Source organism: Bradyrhizobium sp. USDA 4510 (genome assembly GCF_054059095.1).
The window spans coordinates 5114761-5141759 of the sequence record NZ_JBSSBT010000001.1 but is presented as its reverse complement, the minus strand read 5'-3'; the positions used below and the strand labels follow the sequence as shown (position 1 = coordinate 5141759).

Below are 26999 nucleotides of genomic sequence, written 5' to 3'. Positions count from 1 at the left end.
AAGAGCTGACGCTTGGATTGCGCATTGTTTTGCAGCGAAACCGTTGGGCGATTGCGAGCCCGGGCGGCGACCGCCTGTTCCGAAGAAGGTACGAACGAGCGCCGCCTTTCGAAGGGAGGAAATCATGGCATCAGTATTGACCATCAACGGCAATCTCATCATCGACGAAGCCGCGAGCTTGCAGACCAGCGGCACTGACAATGACACGGGTGTTCAGGCGGGGCCCGACAACGAAGTTGCCTGGTCTTTCCTGCTTGCGAACATGAGCGCGGCTCTCAAGACCAGTCTGGGCATTGTGGCTGGCTCCGCCGGCGAAGAGTCGGGTGATACGAGCGTGGTGTTTCCGCAAGCTGCGGCGCGGACGATCGGCAGTGCCGGCACCGATTTCATCCAGCTCGGCACGACCACCGTCACCGACCTGCAATTCTCGAACTCCACGGGGGGGACGATCACCAACGGCACGCCGACCCAGATTTTCGCCACCGGCGACGGCGCGCAGATCTTCCTCTACACCGATTCCAACAGCCACATCCTGCTCGGGCGCGAGGGCACAACGTCGGACGGTGGCCAGACCTGGCAAGCCAGTTCCACAGGCACCGTCGCCTTCGCTATCGTGCTGGACGAGACCATCACCTCCGGCAACGTGACAGGCGGCAACGTCTGGACCATCCAGTACGAGGCGCTGAAGCACACCAACACCAGCGGGATCGACGACGCCGATACGCTTAACCTTTCCGGCCTTGTCGATGTCAAGGCCTTCTTCACAACAACGACGGAAGTCGCCTTCAGCAATTTCGGCAACGTGCCCTCCGGGCAGGACGCCTGGGCGGCGATCGAGCAGACTGTGACCGCAGGGACGGACACCAACGATCCCGATATCATCGTCAGCGGCTTGCTGCCGGGGTCAACGGTCAATGTCTCTACAACCGGCTTGGGCAACAATGCGCAGCACATCGATCCCGGGGAGGGGCTGCGAGTCGACTTGGTTGATCACGTGAACTATCCGCACTTCCCGCTAACCAGTACGGACGTGCATGATCAAGCCGCGCTCAGCTACAGTGACGGCTCGGATGCTAACACTGAGAAGCACGTTACCTCGGTCGTTAAGGCGAGCTTTTCGCTGGTACAGGTGAATCCGGGCAACGCGGACACCACCACAAGCCTGAAACTGTGGGCCCTCGACGATACGGCGGACGCTCAAAACGCAGCCTTTTTCTCAACGACGAACCTCGGTGCCGACGGTTTGAGCGGCAACCAGACCAAGCTGCCAATCACCTCGATCAAGGTGTATTCGGACCTGACCAAAACGACCGTGGTCCAAACCATCAACAATCCCACTCAGCAGAGTGACGGATCCTACATCATTTCCGGCCTGAAGGACGATTACACCGTCGAATTCACGGTCGCGGAAAGCAGTCACATGGACCGCTTCGTGGTCAAGAACAATCAACCGGTGAGCGGGGCCGGCTCCAACGTCACCTTCGATCTCGGCAATTTCTTATTCACTGTGGCGAACACGACCAGTGGGACGGAGCACACCGGCGTCGGCGGCAACCTGTTGTTTGAGGATGACGGTCCGACTCTGCTTGCGAACGGCACCGCCACCGCGCTGCAGCTCGACGAGAGCTATCTCGCGGCCGGCTCAACCCCCACCCCGGCGAACACCAGCACGTCTGGCAGCTTCAGCGGCCTGTTCACGCCCAATTACGGCGCCGACGGGGCTGGATCCGTCGGCGGCTATACGCTCGGCGTCAAGTCTGCCAATGTCGATTCCGGGCTGGTCGATTCGCTGTCTGGACAGGCTGTTCTGCTCAGCATTGCGAGTGCCAACGACCCCAGCCACAACATCGTCACCGGGGACGTTGTCGGCAAGACGAGCTCGGGTGGTGATCTCGTTTTCGGTGTTCACGTCGATTCGGCAGGAACCGTCACGTTCTCGGAGTTTCGGGCCGTCAAGGAAGCGACCGCCGATACCACCAGCACTGATGGGGCGGTCGGCGACAGTTCCGAAGCCAGCGCCAGCATGGCCGCGGACCTGATCACGCTCTCGGCCACTGCCACCGACAAGGACGGTGACACGAGCGCCGCCGCGGCGGCTAACATCGGAAACAAGTTCCAGCTGCTCGACGATGGTCCAAGCCTCAGCGGGGTGCAGAGCCTCTCCGGGCAGGACGCCCAGCATCCGGCCGTCGGCTTCACTGCCGGCTCCTCGGGATCGGACTCGTTCACGTCACCCGACGGCGCCGACGGGGCCAAGGTCACGATCGATGCCGCCGCTGCCATCACCGGGCTCACGCAGTCATACAACACCGATCATACAGTCCTGACCTACAAGGATTCCGGCGGCAACGGTGTCTACCAGCTGAGCGTATCCGACACAGGTTACACCTTCACGGTGCTGCAGACGCTCGCCAACCCGCCGGAGACGCTCAACTTCAGCGCCATCAAGTCGGGGAGCCCGGTCGAGACGCTCAATGTCAGCACCAGCGGCGGCCACAACATCGTCTTCAACGGACTGCTGTTCCCCGCCGCCGATACAGGTGCCCTCGGACTGCAAACCCAGGCCCAGTTGCTGACCGCGGATCTCGGCACCTCGAACCCGGCCGACGACCTCAACCCCGACAATATCGGATTCGGAGTGAAGAACGGGCAGGCGTCGCAGATCAACATGAACGAGGGCTTCTTCTTCAATGAAGGCAGCGGCCTCAACCTCAAGAATCTGGCCTTCGACGTGGCGGGAATCGGCAACGTCACCAGCATCAAGGCGGAGTATTGGCTGTTCAACTCCGCCGGCGATTTGATCGACTACGAGAACCCAACCATCAGCGGTCTCAAGCAAGGCAACGTCCACGTCACCGTTGCGGACTTGGGCAATACTATCGTGCCCGGCAGCAATCACGATGCCGCCGGAGAAACATTCTCGACCGGCTACATCCGGTTCTTCTTCACCCCGGTCGACACCAATGCGGGTGTCCGCATCATCAACTTCACCACCCAGGTGGCCGCCCCGGTGAACGATCAGGACATCCAGTTCCGGATCGTCAACACCGACGCCGATGGCGATACCGCCAAGGCCACCTTCAACGTGCTGGTGGACAACCCGGACTCGACGACCGTGAGCCACTGGCCGTTGGCCTAGTTCCGTCGCGCGGAGACGCATCCGACATGGATGCGCCTCCGCGCCAAAGTCTCGTGAGGTCGAGAGCCCCTAGGAATCGATACGCGTGTTGGACATTCTCTCGGAGTGCTGGTCTCAAGTCGCCGCCAACGCGCAAGCCTGGTTCGGCCCGGCTCTCGACGGGCCGCGCGATTTCATGCTCCGCGCGGCGCTGCCTATCGTGGCGGCAATCATCCTTCTCCGGCTGGCGCGAAGGCGGCGGGGGCGCGCGCGGCCTGCTCCCGCCGGCGATCACGACGGGTCACCGACCGCACACGATCTTCCGTCGCTGCTCCGGGCCTGCCGCGGCGTGCTGATCGGCATCGGCTTGATCACGGCCATGCTGAACGTGCTATATCTCACCAGTTCGTTCTTCATGCTGGAAGTCTATGACCGCGTGGTGCCGAGCCACAGCGTGCCGACGCTCGTCGGCCTCGTCGTCCTGGCCTGCGGCCTCTACCTCTTCCATGCATTCCTTGACATCTTGCGCGGGCGCATCCTGATCCGCATCGGCGACTGGCTCGATCGCGCATTCTCGGAGCGGGCTTATGACATTGTTGCCCGCTGGCCGCTGCGGGCGCGCATCAGCGGCGACGGGCTGCAGCCGATGCGCGACCTCGATCAGGTCCGCAGCTATCTCTCGGGGCTCGGGCCGACCGCGTTGTTCGACCTGCCGTGGATCCCGTTCTATCTCACAATCTGTTACCTGTTCCACCCGCTGCTGGGGCTCACCGCGTTGATCGGCGCGCTGCTGCTCGTTTTGCTGACGCTAGTCACCGATCGGCTGACGCGTGCGCACGCCAGGGACATCACCGGGCGGGTAGCACAGCGCAATGCCCTGGCCGAGGCCAGCCGCCGCAATGCCGAGGTGTTGCACGCCATGGGCATGCGTGGGCGCCTCGCCGCGCGTTGGGCGGCGGCCAACGACGGTTACATGGCCAGCCAGAGGCGCGCCGCCGACATCGCCGGCGGCTTCGGCTCCGCCTCCAAGGTGCTGCGCATGGCCTTGCAATCGGCGGTGCTCGGCGTCGGTGGCTATCTGGTCATCCGACAGGAGGCGAGTGGCGGGATCATCATTGCCGGCGCCATCCTCACGTCGCGCGCGCTCGCTCCGGTCGAGCTCGCCATCGCGCACTGGAAAAGCCTGGTCGCCGCCCGGCAGAGCTGGAAACGTCTGCAGCAATACTGGGCGCAGCTCCCGGACGAGTCGGAGAAGACTCCGCTGCCGCCGCCGTGCAAGGGCCTCGCGGTCGAGACCATCTCCGTGGCGCCGCCGGGCGATCGGCGCGCGGTGGTGCTCGAGGTTTCCTTCACGCTAAAGCCCGGACAAGGGCTAGGGATTGTCGGCCCGAGTGCGTCGGGTAAATCATCGCTGGTGCGCGCCATCGTCGGTGTGTGGACGCCGGCAAGCGGCAAGGTGCGGCTCGACGGTGCCGCCCTCGAACAATGGAATTCGGAAGCACTCGGCAGGCACATCGGCTATCTGCCACAGGATGTCGAGCTGTTCGCCGGCACGGTGGCCCAGAACATCGCCCGATTTGATCCCGAACCCGACGTGCCGGCGACCATCGCCGCCGCGACAGCGGCCGGTGTGCATGAAACAATCCTGCAACTGCCTGATGGCTACGACACGCAGATCGGCGAGGCTGGAGCGGCGCTCTCGGCCGGGCAGCGCCAGCGCATCGCGCTCGCCCGTGCGCTATACCGCGATCCGTTCCTGGTGGTTCTCGATGAGCCCAACTCCAACCTGGACATGGAGGGCGACCAGGCCCTGACGCAAGCCATCATGGGCGTGCGCGCACGCGGCGGCATTGTCATCGTCGTCGCGCACCGAACCAGCGCGCTTTCCGGCGTCGACCAGTTGATGGTGATGTCGCAGGGACGTGTGCAGGCGCTCGGGCCGAAGGATGCGCTGCTGGCCAAGATGATGCAGCCGCGGCCGGCTCCGGTACCGCTCAAGGTCGTGAGCGAGGGAGCGAGCCCATGAACGAGCCCATGAACCGCGAGCCGGTCAACGTCGTGCCGCTCTCGATCCGCCGGCACCTCGGCGCGGGACTGGTGGGTGTCATCCTTCTCGCCGGCGCCGTCGGCGGCTGGGCTGCCACGACGGAACTCGCGGGCGCCGTCATCGGCGCAGGTACGCTGGTGGTCGACAGCTACAGCAAGAAGGTGCAGCACCCGACCGGCGGCGTGGTGGGCGAACTCAATGTCCGAGAGGGCTCGAGGGTGAAGGCTGGAGACGTGCTGCTGCGCCTCGACGAGACGGTGACGCGGGCCAACCTTCTGGTCATTCTCAAGAGCCTCGACGAGTTAGCGGCGCGCCAGGCCCGGCTCGAGGCGGAGCGCGACGACCAAAAGCGCGTCGACTTTCCGGCGGACCTCATCGCGCGTATCTCCGACACGGATGTGGCGCGCGTGCTCGTCGGCGAGCACAAGCTGTTCGAGCTCCGCGGCACCGCCCGAGCAGGCAAGAAGGCCCAGCTCAACGAGCGCATCGGCCAATTGCGAGAGCAGATCGGCGGTTTGGAAGAGCAGATCGCCGCGAAAGACGGCGAGACGAGGTTTGTCGACCAGGAGCTCGTCGGCGTGCGCGATCTGTGGCGCAAGAACCTGGTCCAGATCACGCGCGTGACCACACTTGAGCGCGATGCGGTGCGCCTGCACGGCGAACGCGGCGCTCTGGTCGCCTCCATTGCCGAAGCGAGGGGCCGGATCACCGAGACCGCGCTGCAAATCATTCAGGTCGATCAGGATCTCCGCACCGAGGTGGGAAAGGAGCTTGCCGAGATTCGCGCGAAGACCTCGGAACTGGTCGAGAAGCGGGTGGCCGCCGACGATCAGCTCAAGCGCATCGATATCCGGGCGCCGCAGGATGGCACCGTGCAGCAGCTCGCGCTGCACACGATAGGCGGCGTCGTCACCGCCGGCGAGCCGATCATGCTGATCGTCCCCGCCCACGACCTGCTGGTCGTCGAAGTGCGCATCGCCCCGCATGAGATCGATCGCGTATCGGTCGGCCAGCCGGTGCTGCTGCGCTTCACCGCCTTCAACCAGCGGACCACGCCGCAGCTCAACGGTGAAGTGAACCACGTGTCCGCTGATGTCACGAACGACCAAAAGACTGGAACCAGCTTCTATGTCACCCGCATTGCGGTGACGGAGGCGGAGATGGCCCGCCTCGGCGACGTGAAGCTGATCGCGGGCATGCCAGTCGAAGCCTTTATTCAGACCGGGCAGCGCACAGTGATGTCTTACCTCTTCAAGCCGTTCTCCGATCAGCTGATGCGCGCTTGGCGCGAGCGCTAGCGGCTCACGAACTCTGCTTCACCTCGACCGGCTTCTGCGCGAACTGCGGAAATGTCTCGGCCACGACCGGTCCACCCAGCCGCCAGGAATAGCAGTCGCCGACGAAGAATGGCTGCTCTCGCTGCTCAAACAGTTTGCGTACGACCTGCGCCATGTCGTCAGCCGGCAGACCCTGCCGGGTTATGAACTCGTGATCAGTCACGATTCGAGCGGCGCTGAGTGACCGAACTTCAAACCCGTCCCTCTTGACGGGCTCACCGCGCGACTTCGCTGGCGCGGCCTCATTGCGCGTTCGGAGGACAGCCGATCGTCAGCTTGATGTGGTCCGAACTGCCAAATTTTGCGTTTTTAGGGGCGTGTTATCCGAAATGAAATCAATGTCTTGTGCGGGCGGGGCTGCCCATGCGCACTCATGGGAGAGAAGGGTGCGCATCCCCGAGTCGTGAAATGGGTACGGCAAGTTTTGGTAGAGACTTTCGATTTTTGCGCAGATCGGTTGTTCGCATTGGAGTGAGGGTCTTAGCCCATCATAACCTTGTCGGCCCGGCTACGTCCGGTTCTTCGATCAACCCCGAGTTCGAAAGTAACACGATCACCTGGCCTAGGTGTTACTCCAGGCAGAAGGGACGTGACATGGAAGAAGATATCTTCCCCACCGGTATCCGGCTTTATGAATCCGAAGCCTTTGTCTTCCTTAAACAGCTTGACCATGCCCTTGGGCATTTCACTATTTCTCCGCTCAAAGACCGCATAATCGCACCTCCCTGTTAACGAGTTGCTTAGGCTGCGAACAGCAAGTGGTTAACGCGTCCGTAGGAATCCGGGGAAAGCGGCAAGCTCGGTATCCTCGCTGAGGCCCGTTTCTCCTGCCGATGTTTTTGTTCCACGCGCGGAAAGTAATAGAGGTTGCTGAGGGGCGGCGGATATCGAGAGAGCACTCGAAAGATTGTAGCAGGCGATCCGTGCCAGCCCGCACGATCTGCTGATGTGGCCTTGGTTGATCTGGCGTGGGCTCTTGCAGTTCCTTCCACGGGCCTGCGCTGCAGGCAATGCGCCAAGTTGCTCGCCTGCATCCGGGTTATGTAGTTACCTTCCAATCCATTGCCGCGCCGCTTATCCTGGGCGTTTGACGAGGCGCGCCCAGTCGCTGGAGCAGCTTGAGCGTTGGCCGGAAAAGCGACCGTGGATGCGGCCTGACGGTTATGTGCTTCTCGTCGAAGGTATCCGCCTCGCAGCCATCGAGTGACACCGCGATCCTAACCGAACCGGACAGCGGAAATCCTCTTTTGAAGATTTAGCAAGTCAACCGCCTTCGGCGTCAGAGCTGCGACGCTCGCCAGTTGTTCGGATTGCGAAATATGGTCCTGCGTCAAAGAAATAGCTCCATCGCAATTCCCAGAGCATCTAGCGCTCGGGCCCAGGCCACGAAGGCATATCCGATGGCTTGAGCGCGGCGCGCTCCAGTCTGCGAAGCGGTCAAACACGCGGGAGCCCCGCGCCAAGGCAGCTAAGGCCAGCAATCAGCAGCACGCCTGCGCACGCCTCCAGGATGATCGAACGACGCCGGCTTGCATACAAGGCGAGCATAGATCCCACGATCGTGGTCACGATACCGAATTCCAGGATCATCGATTCAAATCGCTGAACTTTGAAATTGGCTTTTGACGAAGAGAGAATGAAATATCTCAGAGACTGCCACGCCGGGCGCGCTCATCGTTTTTCGGTTTAACGTTAAGGTCGCGATCCGTGGACGGATGCGCCGCCGAGCCCGCGAACGCCGGCTTGCTCAATAGGGGAGGGAGGTCCGAGCGAGAAACCTCTACCAACGCGGACGAGGCTTCATTCCGACGCAAAAGCAGGGTCCGCTCTTTTGAAGCCAAAGCGGCGACGCGAAATGACGGACGTCAGGGCGTGCCTCGATCAATCGGGCCGTCGCACGCTGAGAAGCCGCTAGACGTCGCGATGAGTGGACGCCAGCGAACCGCTCTAGCGCGGTTGGTCAGGGATTTCTTGCCACGTCTTCGAGTGCTCTGAAATCCACTTCGCGGCGTCGTGCTCAGTAGTAAAACCCTTGATGACTTCCGTTTCGCCATCGGGCCACAGAATGTCGATCCTCCAGCCGGGGCCGGGATTTTTGCAAGCCATGAAAGCTGGTCGCTGCTCGATCATTTGTTGACTATGCGCCGACGGTGGCTAGCTACAAGCCAGTGATCCTGCCACACCTCCATCTTTTTCGCTCGTGCGACCCTTAGATCTCACGCCGATCCTTTCGTGGTCGTGAGTTAAGAAGATCCGGCAGCGGTGACAGTTGGGGGCGTGGCTCGGAACTTGGCTCTGTGGTTGCTTCGTCCTGGACATTGGTCCGGCGCCGGCGGCTAATCACAAGGCCAATCAGGCCGACCGCTATCAGCGCGGCCCCTGCGATTATCAGCCAATGCGGCAATTGCAATGAGAGCAGCAAGGCCTTTGCCATTTTCACTCCAGGACAGCGTACTCAAATGCCACGCCCTCGGGGGCGTTTTCCTCGAACCATTTCTCGGCGGCCTCGATCGAAGCGAAGACCTTGATGTGGTCCTCGTCGCCGATTTTCTTGGCCGTGTCCGTGTAGATCCAGACAGTTTTCATCGCATCAACTCAAATAATCCTTGACCTCGGTCAACCCGCAGCTTGGTGCCCCACGGCATCTGCCCCAGCAGCATATGCTTCGTGCCGACCGCGACCCGATCGCGTTAGATGTTGTCCTGTTCTGCGTGATAACCCTTCATGTCCGCGGCGAACCGGTGGGCGACCTCGGGCGGGATTTCCAGCAGCTTTCGGTTGATCGGCATGGCATTGGCATGAAATTACGACAACACTGCCAAGTTTAAAATACGCGCAGCCGGCGTGGGTGCCATGGTTCATCTTCCAAACGGATTACTGCGGCGGAGGCATGCAGAAGCTCCCGCTCTTCCAGCCGCCATGTTTTGACGGATAGGCGATGGCTGAAATCTTATTGGCCCGCATCGCCGGTGCGAGTGCAATGATGGGTTTTGACCGACGTCTTGTGCGCCAAGCTGCCATCCTTGCGCTAACGCTTGCGGGATCGCGGGGCGCAGCGAGCGGTGAAATCACGCGTATGAAGGACGATCCGACCAAAATCACGCTCGGCAAAATGCGACAAGCAGGCGCAACTCGCACATTGTTCTCTGCAAAGATTATCGGCGCTCCCACAATGTCCGGCTAGGCGCAGCGATAGCACGACGGGATGTGTCTATCCGATCTTGATTTAATTGCACGGCCTTGCAGGGCTCGATCATTCGATCGCTCGACGTGCCGCCCGAAATGGATCCTAATTAGCTGCGCCGGCAGACTGCGTTGGTGTACGTCGCCCGGCAATTACGCCGTAGTCAGTGCCCAAAAAACAACCACAGCAGGATGATCACAGGAATTGGCACGCCCAAAAGCCAAAGCAAAACGCCTCGTCCACCCTTATTTATTCACGCCAATGGCAACTCCGGAGACGCGGCCATGTTCCGAGCCCACCGATCGCGTCGTCCTTGCCGCCGCTACGAAACCGGCGCCATGCTGATCACGTCGAACCGTAGTGTTGCCGAATGGGGCGCCGTGTTCGCCGATCCCGTGGTCGCCACCGCCATCCTCGATCGGCTCCTGCACCACAGCCACGTGCTGACGATCCGCGGCGACAGCTATCGTCTCCGCGCCAAGCGCAAGACCGGCCTCATCAAGCCGCCGCCCGACGGTGACGGCTCCGGTCGGCTCCGCCTCCCTCCGGCCCATTAACGTCGGAAACAACCTTCAACCAAGATCATAATCCAGACGGTGGGGGCAGTTCTTCATGACGCAAAAGGGGGGCAGTTCCGGATGGCGCTTGACACTCTCGTTGCTGATGACGAATGAACAGTCGCCGCTGCTTGCGATCCATATCTCCAGTTCAGTATCGACTCGGCGAAAGTGCAGGGCCATATCACCCGCCACAAACTTTGGTCGTCCGCGATCGTCCACATGGGACGCTCAACCTCCTTTGGTGCAGTTGGCCGCTTCGGCCTCCGGCGCCAGCCGTTCGGCTTTTAGGCGCTCCCGATTATCGTGGATCGCTTTTTGCGCTTTGGCGTAATCCGTCATGGCTTCCGTCGGCCTGACAGTTTTGAATGCTTTGTTTGCTTCGCGCTCCGCAGCCGTCGGCGCCCGTTGGTTTCGGTCTTTAATCATGGTTAGTCGAATCCAATCGGCTGCATCCGTACTTGAGGCCGATGACCGGACAGTGGTCGTCGCGGCTTCGCGCTCTTGTTGTGGGGGCCGCGGCGACCGTTGCACATGGGTCCGCTGCGGCGGCCGCAGATAGGATCCATCTGGGATTCGTTGGCTATCGCTCTGCAACCAATGACTACTGTATCAACGCGAGCAGCGTGCAGGGTGACCCGCAGACTGCTTTCACGACAATTGCCTCTGGATGTCGACGACGCAATTCTTCTTAAGAATGTGATTGCAGCGAATTTGCAGGTCCTCTTATGCATCCATAGGCGATGCATCGTGCTGATGCATTCTGTCGACCTAGCGATAACGGTTGAACATATTTCATCGCACTTTAGGTGGTCTGGTCTCATCTACGACGTCAGGCCAGAAACAAAGCCAGTCTGGCTGCGTAGCGCAGATGTTTCCGGCGACGTCAGCAATGCGATCAGGCGTTGCGCCTGCGACGCCGACGATGCCTGTGTCGGAATGGCCGCCGTATACATCGTCGCGAGCCCGCACTCCGGCGGCAGGCTGCCCGACAGCACGATGCCCTTGGTGCTGATGATCTCGGTCGATTGCGTACAGCCGATCGGCCGCCGATCTCCGGATTCGGCCAGATGTCGCATGGCCGTCGTACCGTTTGGAAAGATCTTCAGGCGGTCCGCGACGACATCAGCGATGTCGAGCTGCGCGAGCACCCTGCCGACATGAATTCCGGCCGTCGACGCCTTCGTATCGGGCACGAAGATCGCGTCCGCCGCGAGCAGCGCCGCACGCAGGCTGGCCGCGTCGTTGGCGCTGACCAATGGATCGCCGGCCCGGACGGCGAGGGCGGTTTCAACCCGGCCGATGTCCGTGATCGAGCTGCGCAAAACCAGCCCTTCGTCGGCCAGCTTCGCGATCAGAGCGGCGGTCAGGATGACAATGTCGGTTGCAGCGCCAGTGCGTAACTTGTCGGCCATGGCGCCGACCGCGCCAAAATCGCCGGCAATGCTGAGCCCGGTCTCAGCTTCAAATGCTGGCACGAGGCTGCGCACCAGGCCCTGCGCCGCACCGCCGCTCAGGATGTTCAACGTCTTCATGCGCACTGTTCCTTCACTCGCGGACTCGCCGGTGCGTGCCTATTGGGGCTTGTCCAATCTCTTGACGACGTCTGCCCACTTCACGATATCGGCGCGCAGGAATGCGTCGAACGCCGCCGGCGTCATGGTCATCGGCGCCGCGCCCTGCGCGGCCCAGAGCTTCTCGACCTCTGGCCGCTTGATTGCGGCGTTCACTGCCGCGTTGAGCTTGTCGATGATCGGCGTCGGCGTGTCCGCCGGGGCCATCAGGCCGAGCCAGATCGTTGCCTCATAGCCGAACACGCCCGCCTCGGTCACCGTCGGAACGTTGGGCAGCACCGTCGAACGAATCTTGCCGGTCGTTGCGAGTGCGCGCACCCGGTTTTCGGCGACATTCGGCGCCATCGCCGGAACGGCATCGATCATCATCTGGACCTGGCCGCCGATGACGCCGCCGCGGGCTTCGCCGCTGTTGCGATAGGGCACGTGCACGACGTCGATGCCGGCCATGGCTTTGAACAGCTCGCCCGCCATGTGATACGGCGTGCCCTGACCTGACGAGGCATAGTTCAGCTGTCCGGGCTGCGCCTTTGCGAGGGCGATGAACTCCTGCAAGGTCTTTGCCTGCACGGCGGGGTGGACCACGATCACGAGATCCGAGGTATTCAACGACGCGATCGGCGTCAGGTCGCGCATCAGCGCATATTTGCGCTGCGGCACCAGCGATTCGTTCGCGGTCTGGGTGTTCGACATCATCAGGAGGGTGTAGCCGTCGGCCGGCGCCTTGGCGACCTCGAGGGTGCCGATCACGCCGCCGGCGCCGGTGCGGTTCTCCACCACGAAGGGCTGGCCGAGGCTTTCCTGCAAGATGCCGCCGATCTGTCGCGCGACGACGTCGGCCGGACCGCCGGGACCGAAGGGAACGATGATCCTGACCGGCCGCGCGGGATAGTCTTCGGCGTCAGCATATGAGCCTGACATGGACACGGTCAGCAACGCCGCGACAAACACCAAGGCGTATCGCAGGCTTGCCATTGACTGAATCCCCCAAGTTTAGTCTTGTTTCTTGATCAGAAGTCTAGCTGCAACCTGAAGCCTCTGTCGACGACAGACTCCGTTTTCGCGCATTGGAATAAGAGCGGGAGGACGGTGTACAACTTCGCCATCGCGTGCGGGGAATCATATGAGGAAACATCCTGGGCTATCGCGCCGCGACATGCTGAAGGGCTCGGGCGCCGTGCTCACCGGGGCCGCCCTTTCAACGCGCGTGACGGCCGCCGCGCCACCGGCGGAACCGGTGACGCCGACGCTGATCGAGGCAGCGAAGAAAGAGGGACAGGTCGTCTATTACACCTCCACCGATCTGCCGGTCGCGGAGAAGCTGGCGAGGGCGTTCGAAGCGAAATATCCCGATATCACGGTGCGCGTCGAACGCACCGGCGCGGAGCGCGTGTTCCAGCGGGTCGGCCAGGAATACGCCAGCAACATTCATGCCGTCGACGTCGTCAACTCGTCCGACGCCGCGCATTTCATCGTGTGGAAGCGCGACGGTATTCTCGCGCCCTATGTTCCGGAGGAGGTCGCAAAATATTACCCCGAGGAGCATCGCGACGCGGACGGGCAATTCGCAAGCTTCCGGGTCTGGCTTTCGATCATTGCCTACAACACCAATCTCGTGAAGGCCGAGGAGGCGCCGAAGAGCTTTGCCGATCTGCTCGATCCGAAATGGAAGGGCAAAATCGTGAAGGCGCATCCCGGCTATAGCGGCACCATCATGACCGCGACCTATCAGATGCAGCGCGATCTCGGCTGGAGCTTTTTCGAGCAACTCGCCAAGCAGAACATCATGCAGGTGCAATCCTCGACGGATCCACCCAAGAAGCTCGATCTCGGCGAGCGTGCTGTGATGGCCGACGGCAACGAATACAACATCTTTCAGATGAAGGAGGCCGGCCGCCCGGTCGAGCCGGTCTATGCCACCGAGGGGTCGCCGATCATTGTCGGCCCGAACGGGATCTTCAAGGACGCTCCGCATCCGAATGCCGCGAGGCTGTTCCAGTCCTTCGCGCTCGGGCGTGAGGGCCAGCAGCTCAATGTCGAGATCGGCGGCCTCAGATCCGTCCATGCACAGGCCAAGGAGAAGGCTGGACGCAGGCCGCTAAAGGACATCAAGACGATGAAGGACGATCCGGTGGCGGTGGAGCGGGAAGGGGAATCGATCAAATCGCACTACACCCGCATCTTCCGCGTCTGATGGGACGGCTCAGGCCAATAGCTGCCCGTCCCGGCGCCTGCCGCATGGCACGTGAGCAGATTTCGCGCTGGCTGGGTCAATAATGCCCCTCGGCGCGGGGGATATTTGATGTTACCAATTTGGCCATGAACCAGCATGCCAAGGTCGACATCCGCCATTCCACCTGTCCGCACGACTGCCCGTCGGCATGTGCGCTCGACGTCGAGGTGATCGAGGGACGCTCGATCGGCCGCGTCAGGGGCTCCAAACAGCAGACCTACACCGCCGGCGTGGTCTGCGCCAAGGTCGCGCGGTATGCCGAGCGGATTCATCATGCCGAGCGGCTGATGGTCCCGCTGCGCCGGACCGGGCCGAAGGGCTCCGGCCAGTTCGCGCGGATCTCCTGGGATGAGGCGCTGGACGAGATCGCGGCGCGGTTCGATGCGGCCGAGCGGGAATTCGGCGCCGAGTCGGTCTGGCCCTATTACTACGCCGGCACTATGGGGCTCGTGATGCGCGACGGCCTCAACCGGCTGTCGCATGTGAAGAAGTATTCGCGCTTCTACGGCACGATCTGCGCAACCATCGCGCGTATCGGCTTTGCGGCCGGGACCGGCAAGATCGCCGGTGTCGATCCCCGCGAGATGGGCGTCTCGGACCTCGTCGTGATCTGGGGCACCAATCCGGTGAACACCCAGGTCAATGTAATGACGCATGCATCGCGCGCGCGGAAGGAGCGCGGCGCGAAGATCGCGGCGGTCGACGTCTACAACAACGAGACCATGAAGCAGGCCGACATCAAGATCCTGCTGCGGCCGGGCACCGATGGCGCGTTTGCCTGCGCCGTGATGCACGTGCTGTTCCGCGAGGGATTTGCCGATCGCGAATATCTCGCGCGCTATACCGATTGCCCCGACGAGCTGGAAGCGCATCTGAAGACCCGCACGCCGGAATGGGCCTCAGTGATCTCGGGCGTGCCAGTCGAGGAGATCGAGGCGTTCGCGCGGCTGGTCGGACAGACCAAGCGCTCGTTCTTCCGTCTTGGCTACGGCTTCACCCGCAGCCGCAACGGTGCCGCCCAGATGCACGCTGCCTCGTGCATCCCCGCGGTCACCGGCGCCTGGCAATATGAGGGCGGCGGCGCGTTCTTCAACAATGCCGCAATCTGGCGTTTCGACGAATCGATCATCGAAGGCCACGACGCGATCGATCCCTCGACGCGGGTGCTCGATCAGTCCAAGATCGGCCGCATCCTGACCGGCGATGCCGAGGCGCTCCGCGGCGGCGGGCCGGTCAAGGCGATGCTGATCCAGAACACCAATCCGATGACGGTCGCGCCCGAGCAGGCGCTGGTACGCCAGGGCTTTGCTCGCGAGGATCTGTTCGTCGCGGTGCACGAGCAGTTCATGACCGAGACGGCGCAGATGGCCGATATCGTGCTGCCGGCGACGATGTTCATGGAGCACGACGACCTCTATTACGGCGGCGGTCATCAGCACATCTCGGTCGGCCCGAAGCTGATCGATCCGCCCGGCGAGTGCCGTTCCAATCACGAGGTGATGCAGGGGCTCGGCCGCAGGCTCAACGCCGTGCATCCCGGCTTCAACATGACGCCGCGCCAGCTGATCGATGCGACGCTGAAGAAGAGCGGGCACGGCGATATCGACACGCTCGAAGCCGAGCTGTGGCGCGACCTGCAGCCTGATTTCCGCACCTCGCATTATCTCGACGGCTTTGCCCATGCCGACAAGAAGTTCCACTTCAAGGTCGATTGGGGCAAGGTGCCCGTCGGCAGCGGCGGGCTGATGGGGGCGTGGGACAAGATGCCCTCGCTGCCCGACCATTGGACCATCATCGAGGAGGCGGACGCACAGCATCCGTTCCGGCTCGCGACGTCACCCTCGCGCAGCTTCCTGAACACCAGCTTCAACGAAACGCCGTCGTCGCAAGCCCGCGAGGGCGCGCCGACCGTGATGATTCATCCCGACGATGCGGCGACGCTCTTGATCGCCGATGGCGACGCGGTGACGCTCGGCAACATGCGCGGCGAGACCACGCTGACCGCGAAACTGTTCGATGGCGTTCGCCGCGGCGTGCTGATCGCCGAGTCGATCCATCCGAACAAGTCCCATATCGGCGGGCGCGGCATCAACATGCTGACTGGGGCGGAGGCCGTCGCGCCGCTTGGCGGCGCCGCGTTCCACGACAACAAGGTCTGGATCCGGAAGGTATCGATGGCCGCATAAATCCTGCTTGCAGTCGGCGCCGATCCTGCCGCAATGTCGGCTGACCACGGCACATTGGCCAAGAAAACAGGCAGGACACATGACCGACAACAGCGTTCTTCTCGAAAAGCGCGGGCAGGCGTTCTGGATCACGATCAATCGCCCGGACAAGCGCAACGCGCTCAATGCCGGCGTGATCGCCGGCATCGCGAAGGGCTATCGCGAGGCGCATGACGACAAGGACGTGCGCGTCATCGTGCTGACCGGTGCGGGCGACAAGGCGTTCTGCGCCGGCGCTGATCTGCAGAACAGCGGCGCGGCGTTCTCGATGGATTTCTCGCGCCCCAATGTCGACTACGCCGATCTGCTGCGGCTGTCGCAGAATGCGACCAAGCCCGCGATCGCGCGGGTCGGCGGCGTCTGCATGGCCGGCGGCATGGGACTGTTGTGCATGACCGACATGGCGGTCGCCGGCGATGGCGTGATCTTCGGTCTGCCTGAGGTGAAGGTCGGCGTGTTCCCGATGCAGGTGCTGAGCCTGCTGCAATCGATCGCCCCGCCGCGCCTCGTCAACGAATGGGCGCTGACCGGCGAGCCGTTCGATGCCGCGACGGCCAAGGCTGCGGGTCTTCTCAACTACGTCGTGCCGGCAGCCGAGCTCGATGCCAAGGTCGATTGGCTGATCGGCCGCATCGCCGACAAGTCGCCGACGGCGATCCGCCGCGGCAAATACGCGATGCGGGCGATCGCCTCGATGTCGTTCGACGAGAGCATCGCCTACACCGAAAGCCAGATCGCGCTGCTCGCGATGACCGAGGACGCCAAGGAAGGCCTCAAGGCCTTCGGCGAGAAGCGCAAGCCGACATGGACCGGGCGTTAGGTGGAAACCTAATCCTGGTCTTCCGCCCGGTATCTCGCGCCGGCGTGAATTATGAAAATCAAGCGTGTCGATTGCTCGAAACGATTGAAGAATGAGGCGCGAGCACGCCTTCTGACAAGAGGGTCGTCCTGGCTCGCTCCTCGCGGCGCTTCTTGGCGGCCACGATCAATTGCTTCCGCGTGCGTTTGGCGTAGGTGGGTAGTTGTAGTCTCGAGCGATGGCGGCCGGCGGCACGCAGTTCAGCGTCCGTAAGATCGCTGTCTGCGCCTTCGGTGAAGCCGCCGTGGCGAAAGGACGTAAATGAGAGCTCGTTCCGAAGTCCCGCTGCTATGATTATCTTTTTAACGACATGCCGAAGGTAGCGCAGATCCTTGCGCTCGGTGATCCACGGCAGAGGAGTAGGCGACCTGCGATGAGCATGATCGCGGCGAAACGCCAGTCCTGAAGCGACTGAGTCTTTGAGAGCATCAAGCTCCGCCATCAACTCGGGGAAGAGCAGCACACTGTTCTCATCGACCAAAGGCCACCAGGCTTCTTCGCCATTCTTGGGGTGCATAATCCTCACGCTGTTGGGGCGTTCTTTCGGTCGATAGTGCTCAATTTCGAAGACTCCGAATATATGTTCCTCGCGCTGCAGCCACTCCCAGGTCAGCAATGCAGCGGTTGCGACCGAGTGGTACCCCAGCCTCTTTGCGGCTTGCCTGAAGGCGACAAGCTCTTCCCAGGTTGCGGTAGGCGTCTCTCGCAGGGCCTGACCAGGGGCCCGCGATTTCAAGCCCATCCGCGAGAATGGGTTGATGGCTGGCACTTTCGTTTCCTGGGCGCGCTGACCAACGAACCAGGCGCGCCTGCATGCGGTCATGGCAGCGTTTGCGAAACGCCGACGTTCGCGCTTGACGATGTTTCCGTCCGCGTCCTTGTATTGAACGACGAGCAGATTTGCATAAACCGCATCGACAAATGCTTTGGAAAAATCAGCAATCTGTTTCGAGCCCGCGCGGCTACCGTCGTTCAATTCGTGGTTGGCGAATAGCGCCAGGCCTTGGTCGTATAAGCGTTGGGTCTTGAAATCGATTTCACGCCATCGGTGGTTGGCTTTGAAAACGCCGACAAGCCAATCAAAAGTGCCAGGCACGGGAGACGCCGGGACCATGTCGGTCAATCCGCCCGAACGCCAGCTGTCGAAGGCAGGCAGCAGAATATTCTTGGTTCTGTTGAGAGTTGCGCCTTGCAAGCGCGTTGAAGTCTGCCGTCTGAGATGACGGCCGCGGCAAAGCCTAGCGAGCAGCCGCGAACCGAGTCTTGCGTGGCGTCCGGTAACGGCCGTTGCGAAGCGTAGACAGGGAGGTTGTAGGCCGGAATGAAGTGAACGGGAAAATAGCCCCGAAATCGAACGTGATCGGAGTAGCCGACCCTGTCTCTCAAAGGGGAAGGCGGAACCGCAGGCCGCGACAACGCGAGCGGTCAGAGGTGCTCCCGGGGTTCGTACCGCCAGCATGCAATCAAAGGAAGCAGCGTGAACAAGGGAGATCCATCCGGTTCAAGCGCAAGCTTGTAAGACCTGCCAAGCCGCTGAGGTGAGAAGGGTCTGACGACCGGGTGGAAGTCAGACTGACCGATAGTACTCCGAGGACGGGAGAGCCGGCCACATGGGGAAGCGGTCAGCGGTAGTTGAATTGTTCTTGGGCGACATGGGCTCCATTCAACGGGAGTTACGGCCTTCTATGCAAAGAGAAGATCAGCTGACCATGGAAACGAAACTTGAACAAATAGCAGTGAAAGCTCGGCGCGAGACAAATCTTCGCTTCACCTCGTTGGCCCATCACATCACGCGCGACCGAGTGCAAAAGAATCTATTACAGATTCCGAAGCGCTCCGCCGCCGGGGTGGACGGACAGACGGTGGAGGCGGCGAAGGAGAGCTTCGAGGACTGGATAGGGCCAATGCTCCAATCCATCCATCGCCAGGGATATCGGGCGCCGAACATTCGGCGGGTCTATATCCCCAAGCCCGGTAAGACGGAGAAGCGCCCCCTCGGGGTTCCAACTGTCGCCGACCGGGCGCTCCAGCGCAGCACGGCTGAGGTGCTGGCCGCTATTTACGAGCAGGACTTCTTACCCTGCTCGTTCGGCGGCAGGCCGAAGCTCAGCGCCCATCATGCCTTGGCGACCCTCAATGAGGTGATCGCCGGCGGCATGATCAGCTGGGTGTTGGAGGCGGATTTGAAGAACTTCTTCGGGAGTCTCGATCATGATCGGGTCCTCCGGTTTGTCGAACATCGAGTCGGTGATCCGCGCCTGATCAGCTTGATCCGGCGCTGGTTGAAAGCGGGCATCCTGGAAGACGGAGCGGTGCACCCGAGCGAACAAGGAACGCCACAAGGCGGATCGATCAGTGTGCTTTTGAGCAACCTCTACCTTCATTACGTTCTCGACCTCTGGTTCGAACGCGTGGTGAAGGGTCGGTTGCGGGGCGAAGCCCGACTGGTGCGCTATATCGACGACTTTGTGATCTGCTTCCAATATCGATCGGACGCCACCCGCGTACAGGAGGCCTTGCGTCTTCGGTTGGGGAAGTTCGGCCTCACTCTAGAGCCGACCAAGACCAAGTTGGTCGAGTTTGGTCGGTTCGCGCAAAGACATGCGGGCAAACGCGGCAGAAACCGCCCGGAAACAATCTACTTTCTGGGGCTGACGCTCTATTGCACGCGAAACCAAAAAGGCAACTTCAAGGTTGGGATGCGCACCGAGAAATCTCGGCTAAAGCGCAGCCTTATGTCTCTGCAGGAGCTGATGCGGCAAATACGGCATTACAAGATCAGTGACCAGGCCGATGAAATCAACCTCGTCCTGCGCGGCCACTATGGCTATTACGGCGTCGCCGGAAATCTCCGGAGCCTCGTAAAAGTCTATCGGGCCGTGGAGCGTTACTGGCGCGGAATGCTGCGCAGCCGCAGCTGGGCAGGCCGACGCCTCACTTGGGACGCCTTCAACCAAATCAAAGAACGGACACCGTTGCTGAAGCCTAAGCTGCGCCTCCCTTATCGGGAGCTGCAAGCGCTTGCAGTGCTGTGAACCAACTGTCGAAGAGCGTCGGTGCGGGAAATCCGCACGCCACGTTCTGTGGGAACCGGGGGCGGGCGACCGCCTCCGGTGACCCGGTCAGTTGCATAGTCTTCTCCCAGTGCTTCAGCTGTGACAGGGCAGCCTTCATTGCGAGCCCACGTTGGTGGCTCGAAGAAATTTCTGCACCGGCAATGGCGCAGGTCCAACACGGCGTGGTAACACCGGCAGTGCAGAAATTTCGGCCGCCCGGCGGCTGCACAGACCAGCTCAGGCAGCAGTGGAAGGCGATGGGCGGCGAACTGGACTGCGCCGAACAGAAGCCGGTGCCGGTGCCGGCCCCACCCGCGACTGCACAATCGATCCCGGCCCCGCAGCCGGTGTCGACGCCGCAGCCGGTGATCCAACCTCCAAGCCCGAAGGACATTGTCATGTCCAATAATGATAATCTCGGCAGATCGACAGCTTCGACCTTCGGAGGAGGGGCCATCTTTGACCCCACGACCGGGCAGGTTACTCACTTTTCGACACTCGTGAACGGAATGCCCTCCACCAATGTCGGCGGCGCGCTCGAAGCGATCGAGCAGCAGATTGCCACGATGAGCTCCTCCATGATCAACGACATCGGAAGCGGCGCGGTCGGGCTGGTCCGGCAGACGGACCCAACAGCGGCCGTGACCATAGCTGCCAAGACGGGTGGCAAGCGCGTCGATCTGAGCGGCAGCGACGGCCGTCGGACCTTGACGGGCATCACAAATGGCATTGTCTCAGCGCAATCGTCTGATGCGCTCACGGGGCAGCAGCTGTACCGGTCGGCCGATTCGGTCGCGACCTGGCTTGGCGGGGGCTCGCACGTCAATTCCGACGGAACCGTGTCGCAGCCCTCGTATACGATCCTCGGGAGCACCTATCATGACGTCGCCTCTGCCTTGAATGCTGCGTCTGTGAACAGCATTCGATATGACGTCGCAGCAGACGGTCATCGCCTGAATTCGGTAACTCTGCAGGGCGGCTCTCCCGGCGCTGTAGCGCTGCACAATGTGGCCGCGGGTACTGCGGCGAACGATGCGACCAACCTGAAGCAACTGAATGATGGTCTCGCCGCGCTGGGCATTGAAGACCGGATGTATACAGATCGAAAGGTGGCGGCGGTGGACCGGCGCGCGCGAGCGGCTGGTTCGGCAGCGATGGCGGCGGCGGGACTCGCCTTCTCGGATGAGGCCAAAGGCGACCGCTCCGTAGCAATCGCGGTCGGCACGTTCCGGCACTCGGTCTCGTTGGCGGGAGGCCTTGCCTACCGCGCGAGCGATGCGGTGCGCCTCAAGGCAAGTGTGTCCTACACGCCGGACACGGGTGACGTTGGAGCCTCCGGTTCAATCGGCGTCAGATTCTGACTTCCTCCGCGCAGCGCCATTGTCGCTTGAATCCGCCGCCATCAATCCGGAAACAAGCCATGCCCAGATCACGCTTGCCTCGTGTTGCTGCTTGGCTCTTGCCATTGGCCTTGGCCGGCTTGTCGGCGGCGATCGCGTCCGACCCTGCACCCCGGCCTTCGAGCCTGACTGGAGCGGCCCCTGCCAGCATTGTATCCGAGCCGACAAAGGCAACTTCGCTTGGATTCGAGTGGGCGAGCGTCTTCGCGCCAGGAAAATCGGCCGCGGCGGGCGATTACACCCGCACGATCAGGCCTTTCCTCGATTGGATCCAGGTTTGCGATGAGGTCCGCAACGCGCGGCGCATCTGCTATCTGGAAACGATCTCGCACGGTGATGCCGCGCGATTGGACTGGCGTATCGCGCTCACCAAGGATGGACGATCGATGGCGCTGATCATGCTGCCACGCGACAGCAGTGTGGAGGTCGGCGCCACGGTCTCCTTTGGCGGCTTCACGCGCGTCATCAAGCCGCTGATCTGCGACCAGGCGCTATGCGCCGCAACGTTTCCCGCGGACGCCGCTTTGATCTCGTTGCTGGGACGTGAGGACCGCGCCACGATCGTGTTCGAGCGAGTTGGCAAGCCCATCACGATAATGGCGAGCTTGCGGGGCCTTATGTTGGCACTGACGGATCTTTCGCAGGCGGTGGCTCCTGCCACCCCGGCACGCCCTCCAGCGAAGCCCGTTGCGCGCCGGACATCGACCGAAGCCGTCGCTGCCACCCCAGGCGCCGGCGGCCCCTGGAAGGGCATCCGATAGCGCTTCGCCTGATAACTCCCACATGGTCAACGTTCGGGCTGGAGCGTTTTCTTTGAGCTCGAAAGCGCCCTATGCCCTCGCCGAAAAGCGGTCGAATGCGGTGAGTGTCTGGATCCGCACCTCAACTTCCTTTTGATAGATCGTGCTCTGCAGATATTCGATCTCGGCTGTCTGATTGGGCTCATCGACGTCAATGTACCAGGACCGCGGCCGGCCATCGGCGCCGTCGCTCCAGCGATAGCCGCGGCGCTTGAGCTCGTCCTTGAGCTCGAACGGCGACTGCTCAGCCCAGATCCGGATCGTCTTGCGGCGGGCTCGCTCGAGCAGCAGGGAGAGCACGGTGCGATCGAGCTGGGGCAGGGTCATGGCGAGGATTTCGAGCAGCGCCAGGCAATCGTCGACCGCCCGGTGCGCCTCGTGAAACAGCCCGGCTTTCATCAGGAGATAGGACAGGCGCGATCCCTCGAAGCCAAGGCCGCGCCATTCGACCTCGCTCACCGAGCAGGCCCAGGCCTTGTGCGTGAACAGGGGTGCATAGCGCTCCATGAACTTGCGGTCGAAGCCGGCATTGTGGGCGATGACCACGACCGCATCGGAGACGAAGGCGTTGATGCGCTCCTTATCGAGGCCGTGGTCCTTGACCATCTCGTCGGTGATACCGGTCAGCGCAGTGATCTCGATGGGAATTGCGATCGACGGCTGATTGAAGCAACTGAAAGTATCGATGACCCGGCCGATCCTTCCGTCGGAAAGATAGGTGAACTTGACCATCCCGAGCTCGATGATCTCGTCTTTGGCCGTATCGAGTCCGGTGGTTTCGACATCGAGCAGGATTGCGATCTTGGTCGATTGCCCGTCGCTTGGAGCAAATTCGGAGCGGGGAACCAGCCGCCGCAGCACCCGGTAATCGGGTGACTGCTCCAGCATGCCAGCGATCTCGGCAAGAGTCGGTTGAACGGTCATATTGGGCCGTGTGAGAAGATTGAGCTTGTTTGATAGCTCGCAAGTCTATCCGATCGGATCGAGCCCGGCATCGCAGCCCCTGTGGATAGGTCATCGGTGCGCGGAGAGTTCCCGGCACCAGGAGGACTTCTCCCGTGGAACCGGATTGACGATCCGGTCGGTCATCGTCCTAAAATTGAAGCTGTACTTGTTTGAACCAAGCGGCGAGAGCGGCGAAGACCAAACAGTTGTTGTCATCCGATGTTGGCCTTCAGGCCGGCAGCTTCGATGCCAGCTACGGCGCAGATCTCGTCATTGTCCGAGGTGTCGCCGCTGACGCCGACGGCGCCGAGCAGGGAAGAACCGTCCATGATCAGCACGCCGCCGGGGACCGGCACCAGCCGGCCCTGCGCCAGCGTGTTCACGGAATCGATGAAATAGGCCTGCTCCTGGGCGCGCTGAAACAGCGCCCGCGATCCCATCCCGAGCGCCAGCGCGCCATAGGCCTTGCCATGGGCGATCTCGGCCCGCATCAGGCTGGTGCCGTCCTGTGCCGCCGTCACCTTCACCGCGCCGCGCGCGTCGAGGATGGTGACGACCAGCGGCTTGAACTTCTTCTCGACCCCCTTGGCCAGCGCGGCATCCAGAATCTTGCGGGCAGTTTCGAGAGTGAGCTCAGCCATGGGCCTTTTCCTTTGTCGGCAATGATTGATCGGATTGCGATTTCGCACGTTTCAGGCTCATCGCCAATACGCTGGCGACATGCAGCGGCGTGCGCCCGCTGCCGTCCTTGATCTGGTGCCGACAGGAGGTGCCGTCGGCCACGATCAGGGTGTCCGGATCGGCGCTGCGAACATTTGGCAGTAGCGACAGCTCGGCCATCTCGATCGAGGCCTGAAAGGTGTCTGCGCCGTAGCCGAACGCGCCGGCCATGCCGCAGCAGCTCGACTCGATGGTCTTGACGTCGAGGCCCGGTACCAGGCGCAGCACCTTCTCCACCGGCTTGAACGCGCCGAAGGATTTTTGGTGGCAATGACCGTGCACCACGGCCTTGCCGGCGACCGCGCCGAGCGGCAAAGCGAGCCGCCCGGCCTCGGCCTCGCGCACCAGAAATTCCTCGAACAGCAGCGCGTGCGCGCTGACGGTCTTGGCGGCCTCATCCGAACGCAGCGACAGCAGCTCGTCGCGCAGGGTCAGCAGGCAGCTTGGCTCGAGACCAATGATCGGCACGCCGCGGGCCGCGAACGGGACATAGGTCGCAACCAGCCGGTCAAGCTCGGCGCGAGCCTGCTCAACCAGTCCGGCCGACAGGAACGTTCGCCCGCAGCACGGCGGCCGCCCGCCGTCCGATGGCCTCGGCAGATGCACGCGATAGCCGCCGGCGACCAGGATTTCGATCGCGGCGTCGAGATTTTCCCGCTCATAGCCGCGGTTGAACGTATCGGCGAACAGCACCACTTCGCGGCCGTCGGCTGGACCCAGCACCTCGGCGTCCGGCCGGAAGGTGTCGCGGCGAAACGCCGGCAGCGCGCGCTTAGCGCTGATCCCGGCGAGCCTCTCGAACAGGCTGCGCAACAGTGGGCTGCGGTTGCGCCAGTTCGCGATCGGCGCAAAGCGCGAGGCGAGATCGACATAGCGCGGCAGATAGCCGACCAGCCGGTCGCGCAGCGTTAGACCATGGGTCGCCGCGCGCGCCGCCAGCACCTCGATCTTCATCTTGGCCATGTCGACGCCGGTCGGGCATTCATGGCGGCACGCCTTGCAGGAAACGCAGAGTTTTAGCGTCTCCATCATCTCGTCGGAGGCGAGCGCGTCCGCACCCAGCTGGCCTGAGATCGCGAGCCGCAACGTATTGGCGCGGCCGCGGGTGACGTCCTTCTCATTGCGCGTGGCACGATACGACGGGCACATCACGCCGCCTTCGAGCTTCCGGCAGGCGCCGTTGTTGTTGCACATCTCGACGGCACCCTGGAAGCCGCCGCCGGCGCCGGGATAGGCCGACCAGTCCAGCACCGTCTTCAATTCGCCGACGCGATAATCCGGCGAAAAACGAAACAGCGAACGGTCGTCCATCCTGGGCGGATCGACGATCTTGCCCGGGTTGAGCGTGTTGGTCGGATCGAAGCGCTGCTTGACCTCGCGGAAATCGGCCACGATGCGCTGCCCGAACATCGCTTCGTGGAATTCCGAGCGCACCAGGCCGTCGCCGTGCTCGCCCGAATGCGAGCCCTTGTATTCGCGCACCATCGCGAAGGCTTCCTCGGCAATGGCGCGCATGGCCTTGACGTCCTTCTCGAGCTTGAGATTGAGCACCGGGCGCACATGCAGGCAGCCTTCGGAGGCATGCGCATACATCGTGCCGCGGGTGCCGTGCCTGGCGAACACGGCATTGAGCCGCTCGGTGTAGTCGGCGAGATGCGGCAGCGGCACCGCGCAATCCTCGACGAACGAGACCGGCTTGCCCTCCTGCTTCATCGACATCATGACGTTGAGGCCGGCGGCGCGGAAATCAGCGATGCCAGTCTGCAGCGCGGGCTCGACGATCTCGACCACGCCGCCCCATTTGCGCTGCGGCTTGTCCCAGCCGAAGCCGAGATCACCCATCAGCTCGCCGAGCTGCCTGAGGCGGGCGAGATTGTCGGCCTGGTCTTCCTCGGCGAACTCGACCACCAGGATGGCGTCCGGATCGCCGCGCACGGCTGCCGAGATGATCGGCTGGAACATCGCGATCTCGCGGCCGAGTGCGATCATGGTGCGGTCGACCAGCTCCACGGCAATGGGTCGCAGCTTGACCAGATGCTGGGCCGCGTCCATCGCCTCGTAGAAGCTGCCGAAATGGCAGACGCCGAGCGCCTTGTTGCGGATCACCGGCCACAGCTTCAGCTCGACCTGCGTGGTGAAGGCGAGGGTGCCTTCCGAGCCGACCAACAGATGCGCCAGATTGTTCGGCGCGTTGCGTGGCACCAGCGCGTCGAGGTTATAGCCACCGACGCGGCGCTGCACCTTGGGGAATTTGTCGGCGATTTCGAGCGCCTCGCGCTCGCCGAGATCGAGCATGTCGCGAAATAGCTTCAGTCCGCTGTCGGAGCCGTTGATCCGCGTCAGGTCGCGCGGCACCTCGCCGAAATGCAGCAGCGTGCCGTCGGCGAGCGCGGCATCCATCGACAGCGTGTTGTCGCGCATTGTGCCGTAGCGCAGCGAGCGACCGCCGCAGGAATTGTTGCCGGCCATGCCGCCGATCGTGGCGCGCGACGCGGTCGAGACGTCGACCGGAAACCACAGCCCGTGCTTCCTGAGTTGCCGGTTGAGATCGTCGAGCACGATGCCGGGCTCGACCACGCAGGTCCGATTCTCGACGTCGAGCGAGAGGACCCGGTTCAGGTGCTTGGACAGGTCGACCACGATGCCGTCATTGACGGTCTGGCCGCATTGCGAGGTGCCGCCGCCGCGCGGGGTGACGATCCGCCCGGCGTCGCGGACGATCGCGAGCGTCCGCAGCGCCTCGTCGACGGTTCGCGGCACCACCACGCCGGCCGGCACGATCTGGTAGAACGAGGCGTCGGTCGCGTAGCGGCCGCGGTTGAAGGCGTCGAAAAACACGTCGCCGGCCAGTTCGGACCGCAGGCGCTGTTCGAGCGAGGAGGCGTTCTTCATCCCAGATCCGATGTGATCCATGACGCAACAAAGGGTTTGCTCATGGATTATG

At 62.4% G+C, this 26999-nt stretch carries 20 protein-coding genes and 1 pseudogene; 11 read left to right on the top strand and 10 right to left on the bottom strand.

The genetic code is table 11. From position 1 onward, the window contains the following. Window positions 1-124 precede the first annotated feature (124 nt). From ACVMDN_RS23865 to ACVMDN_RS23855, 3 genes are all read left to right on the top strand, one after another. Entirely contained in the window at window positions 125-3139 is a 3015-nt protein-coding gene (locus tag ACVMDN_RS23865; protein ID WP_456834872.1) for a DUF5801 repeats-in-toxin domain-containing protein, read from the top strand. Between the two features lie 88 nt (window positions 3140-3227). After that, complete coding sequence (locus ACVMDN_RS23860; RefSeq protein ID WP_310885760.1) at window positions 3228-5144, top strand: type I secretion system permease/ATPase; 1917 nt, start codon at window positions 3228-3230, stop codon at window positions 5142-5144. Between the two features lie 8 nt (window positions 5145-5152). Next, window positions 5153-6463 carry an HlyD family type I secretion periplasmic adaptor subunit gene (locus ACVMDN_RS23855; RefSeq protein WP_141341773.1) on the top strand — a complete coding sequence of 437 codons (1311 nt, stop codon included), beginning with the start codon at window positions 5153-5155 and terminating at the stop codon, window positions 6461-6463. A gap of 4 nt (window positions 6464-6467) precedes the next feature. On the opposite strand, the gene ACVMDN_RS23850 is transcribed toward ACVMDN_RS23855, so the two are convergent. The 3 genes from ACVMDN_RS23850 to ACVMDN_RS23840 form a co-directional block, all read right to left on the bottom strand. After that, entirely contained in the window at window positions 6468-6617 is a 150-nt protein-coding gene (locus ACVMDN_RS23850) for a hypothetical protein (RefSeq protein ID WP_253589764.1), read from the bottom strand. 365 nt (window positions 6618-6982) lie between these two features. Next, window positions 6983-7186 (bottom strand): cold-shock protein, encoded by a 204-nt coding sequence (locus ACVMDN_RS23845; protein ID WP_038383590.1) that lies wholly within the window; start codon window positions 7184-7186, stop codon window positions 6983-6985. A gap of 1752 nt (window positions 7187-8938) precedes the next feature. Beyond that, window positions 8939-9088 carry a hypothetical protein gene (locus ACVMDN_RS23840; protein WP_168856000.1) on the bottom strand — a complete coding sequence of 50 codons (150 nt, stop codon included), beginning with the start codon at window positions 9086-9088 and terminating at the stop codon, window positions 8939-8941. A gap of 352 nt (window positions 9089-9440) precedes the next feature. Between ACVMDN_RS23840 and ACVMDN_RS23835 the strand changes: the two genes are divergently transcribed. Then, a complete protein-coding gene (locus ACVMDN_RS23835) occupies window positions 9441-9686 on the top strand; it encodes a hypothetical protein (protein ID WP_456834873.1) in 246 nt (81 codons plus the stop codon). A gap of 317 nt (window positions 9687-10003) precedes the next feature. Beyond that, window positions 10004-10274 (top strand): annotated as a pseudogene (locus ACVMDN_RS23830) (ATP-binding protein); the annotation flags it as partial. Between the two features lie 200 nt (window positions 10275-10474). On the opposite strand, the gene ACVMDN_RS23825 reads toward ACVMDN_RS23830, so the two are convergent. The 3 genes from ACVMDN_RS23825 to ACVMDN_RS23815 all read right to left on the bottom strand — a co-directional run bounded on the left by ACVMDN_RS23825 (window position 10475) and on the right by ACVMDN_RS23815 (window position 12738). Beyond that, the gene (locus ACVMDN_RS23825; RefSeq protein WP_456834874.1) at window positions 10475-10672 is read right to left on the bottom strand and encodes a hypothetical protein; all 198 of its coding nucleotides are present in this window, start codon (window positions 10670-10672) and stop codon (window positions 10475-10477) included. A gap of 395 nt (window positions 10673-11067) precedes the next feature. Beyond that, window positions 11068-11778 carry a molybdate ABC transporter substrate-binding protein gene (locus ACVMDN_RS23820; RefSeq protein WP_456834875.1) on the bottom strand — a complete coding sequence of 237 codons (711 nt, stop codon included), beginning with the start codon at window positions 11776-11778 and terminating at the stop codon, window positions 11068-11070. A 39-nt stretch (window positions 11779-11817) separates the two neighbouring features. Continuing rightward, window positions 11818-12738: a tripartite tricarboxylate transporter substrate binding protein gene (locus tag ACVMDN_RS23815; RefSeq protein WP_456816565.1), complete on the bottom strand. Its 921-nt coding sequence runs from the start codon at window positions 12736-12738 to the stop codon at window positions 11818-11820. A 202-nt stretch (window positions 12739-12940) separates the two neighbouring features. Between ACVMDN_RS23815 and ACVMDN_RS23810 the strand changes: the two genes are divergently transcribed. The 3 genes from ACVMDN_RS23810 (at window position 12941) to ACVMDN_RS23800 (ending at window position 17095) form a co-directional block, all read left to right on the top strand. Beyond that, window positions 12941-14011 carry an extracellular solute-binding protein gene (locus ACVMDN_RS23810; RefSeq protein WP_456834876.1) on the top strand — a complete coding sequence of 357 codons (1071 nt, stop codon included), beginning with the start codon at window positions 12941-12943 and terminating at the stop codon, window positions 14009-14011. 125 nt (window positions 14012-14136) lie between these two features. Further along, window positions 14137-16236 carry a molybdopterin oxidoreductase family protein gene (locus ACVMDN_RS23805; protein WP_456834877.1) on the top strand — a complete coding sequence of 700 codons (2100 nt, stop codon included), beginning with the start codon at window positions 14137-14139 and terminating at the stop codon, window positions 16234-16236. 79 nt (window positions 16237-16315) lie between these two features. Beyond that, window positions 16316-17095, top strand: coding sequence for an enoyl-CoA hydratase/isomerase family protein (locus tag ACVMDN_RS23800; protein ID WP_076833963.1), 780 nt, complete (start codon window positions 16316-16318; stop codon window positions 17093-17095). Window positions 17096-17153: 58 nt separating this feature from the next. On the opposite strand, the gene ACVMDN_RS23795 is transcribed toward ACVMDN_RS23800, so the two are convergent. Next, window positions 17154-18329, bottom strand: coding sequence for a hypothetical protein (locus tag ACVMDN_RS23795; protein WP_456834878.1), 1176 nt, complete (start codon window positions 18327-18329; stop codon window positions 17154-17156). A gap of 457 nt (window positions 18330-18786) precedes the next feature. On the opposite strand from ACVMDN_RS23795, the gene ltrA reads away from it, so the two are divergent. The 3 genes from ltrA to ACVMDN_RS23780 all read left to right on the top strand — a co-directional run bounded on the left by ltrA (window position 18787) and on the right by ACVMDN_RS23780 (window position 22351). Further along, window positions 18787-20169, top strand: a complete 1383-nt coding sequence (gene ltrA / locus ACVMDN_RS23790; protein ID WP_456835857.1) for a group II intron reverse transcriptase/maturase — start codon at window positions 18787-18789, stop codon at window positions 20167-20169. 182 nt (window positions 20170-20351) lie between these two features. Continuing rightward, window positions 20352-21551, top strand: a complete 1200-nt coding sequence (locus tag ACVMDN_RS23785; RefSeq protein ID WP_456834879.1) for a YadA-like family protein — start codon at window positions 20352-20354, stop codon at window positions 21549-21551. 104 nt (window positions 21552-21655) lie between these two features. Next, window positions 21656-22351 carry an invasion associated locus B family protein gene (locus ACVMDN_RS23780; RefSeq protein ID WP_456834880.1) on the top strand — a complete coding sequence of 232 codons (696 nt, stop codon included), beginning with the start codon at window positions 21656-21658 and terminating at the stop codon, window positions 22349-22351. Between the two features lie 69 nt (window positions 22352-22420). Here the strand turns inward: ACVMDN_RS23780 and ACVMDN_RS23775 are convergent, their stop codons facing one another. The 3 genes from ACVMDN_RS23775 to ACVMDN_RS23765 form a co-directional block, all read right to left on the bottom strand. After that, window positions 22421-23314: a 3'-5' exonuclease gene (locus ACVMDN_RS23775; RefSeq protein WP_456816337.1), complete on the bottom strand. Its 894-nt coding sequence runs from the start codon at window positions 23312-23314 to the stop codon at window positions 22421-22423. A 233-nt stretch (window positions 23315-23547) separates the two neighbouring features. Beyond that, entirely contained in the window at window positions 23548-23976 is a 429-nt protein-coding gene (locus ACVMDN_RS23770) for a GlcG/HbpS family heme-binding protein (RefSeq protein ID WP_076833912.1), read from the bottom strand. Beyond that, a complete protein-coding gene (locus ACVMDN_RS23765) occupies window positions 23969-26947 on the bottom strand; it encodes an FAD-binding and (Fe-S)-binding domain-containing protein (RefSeq protein WP_456834881.1) in 2979 nt (992 codons plus the stop codon). Before ACVMDN_RS23765 ends, ACVMDN_RS23770 begins: the two co-directional genes overlap by 8 nt. Between the last annotated feature and the right edge of the window lie 52 nt (window positions 26948-26999).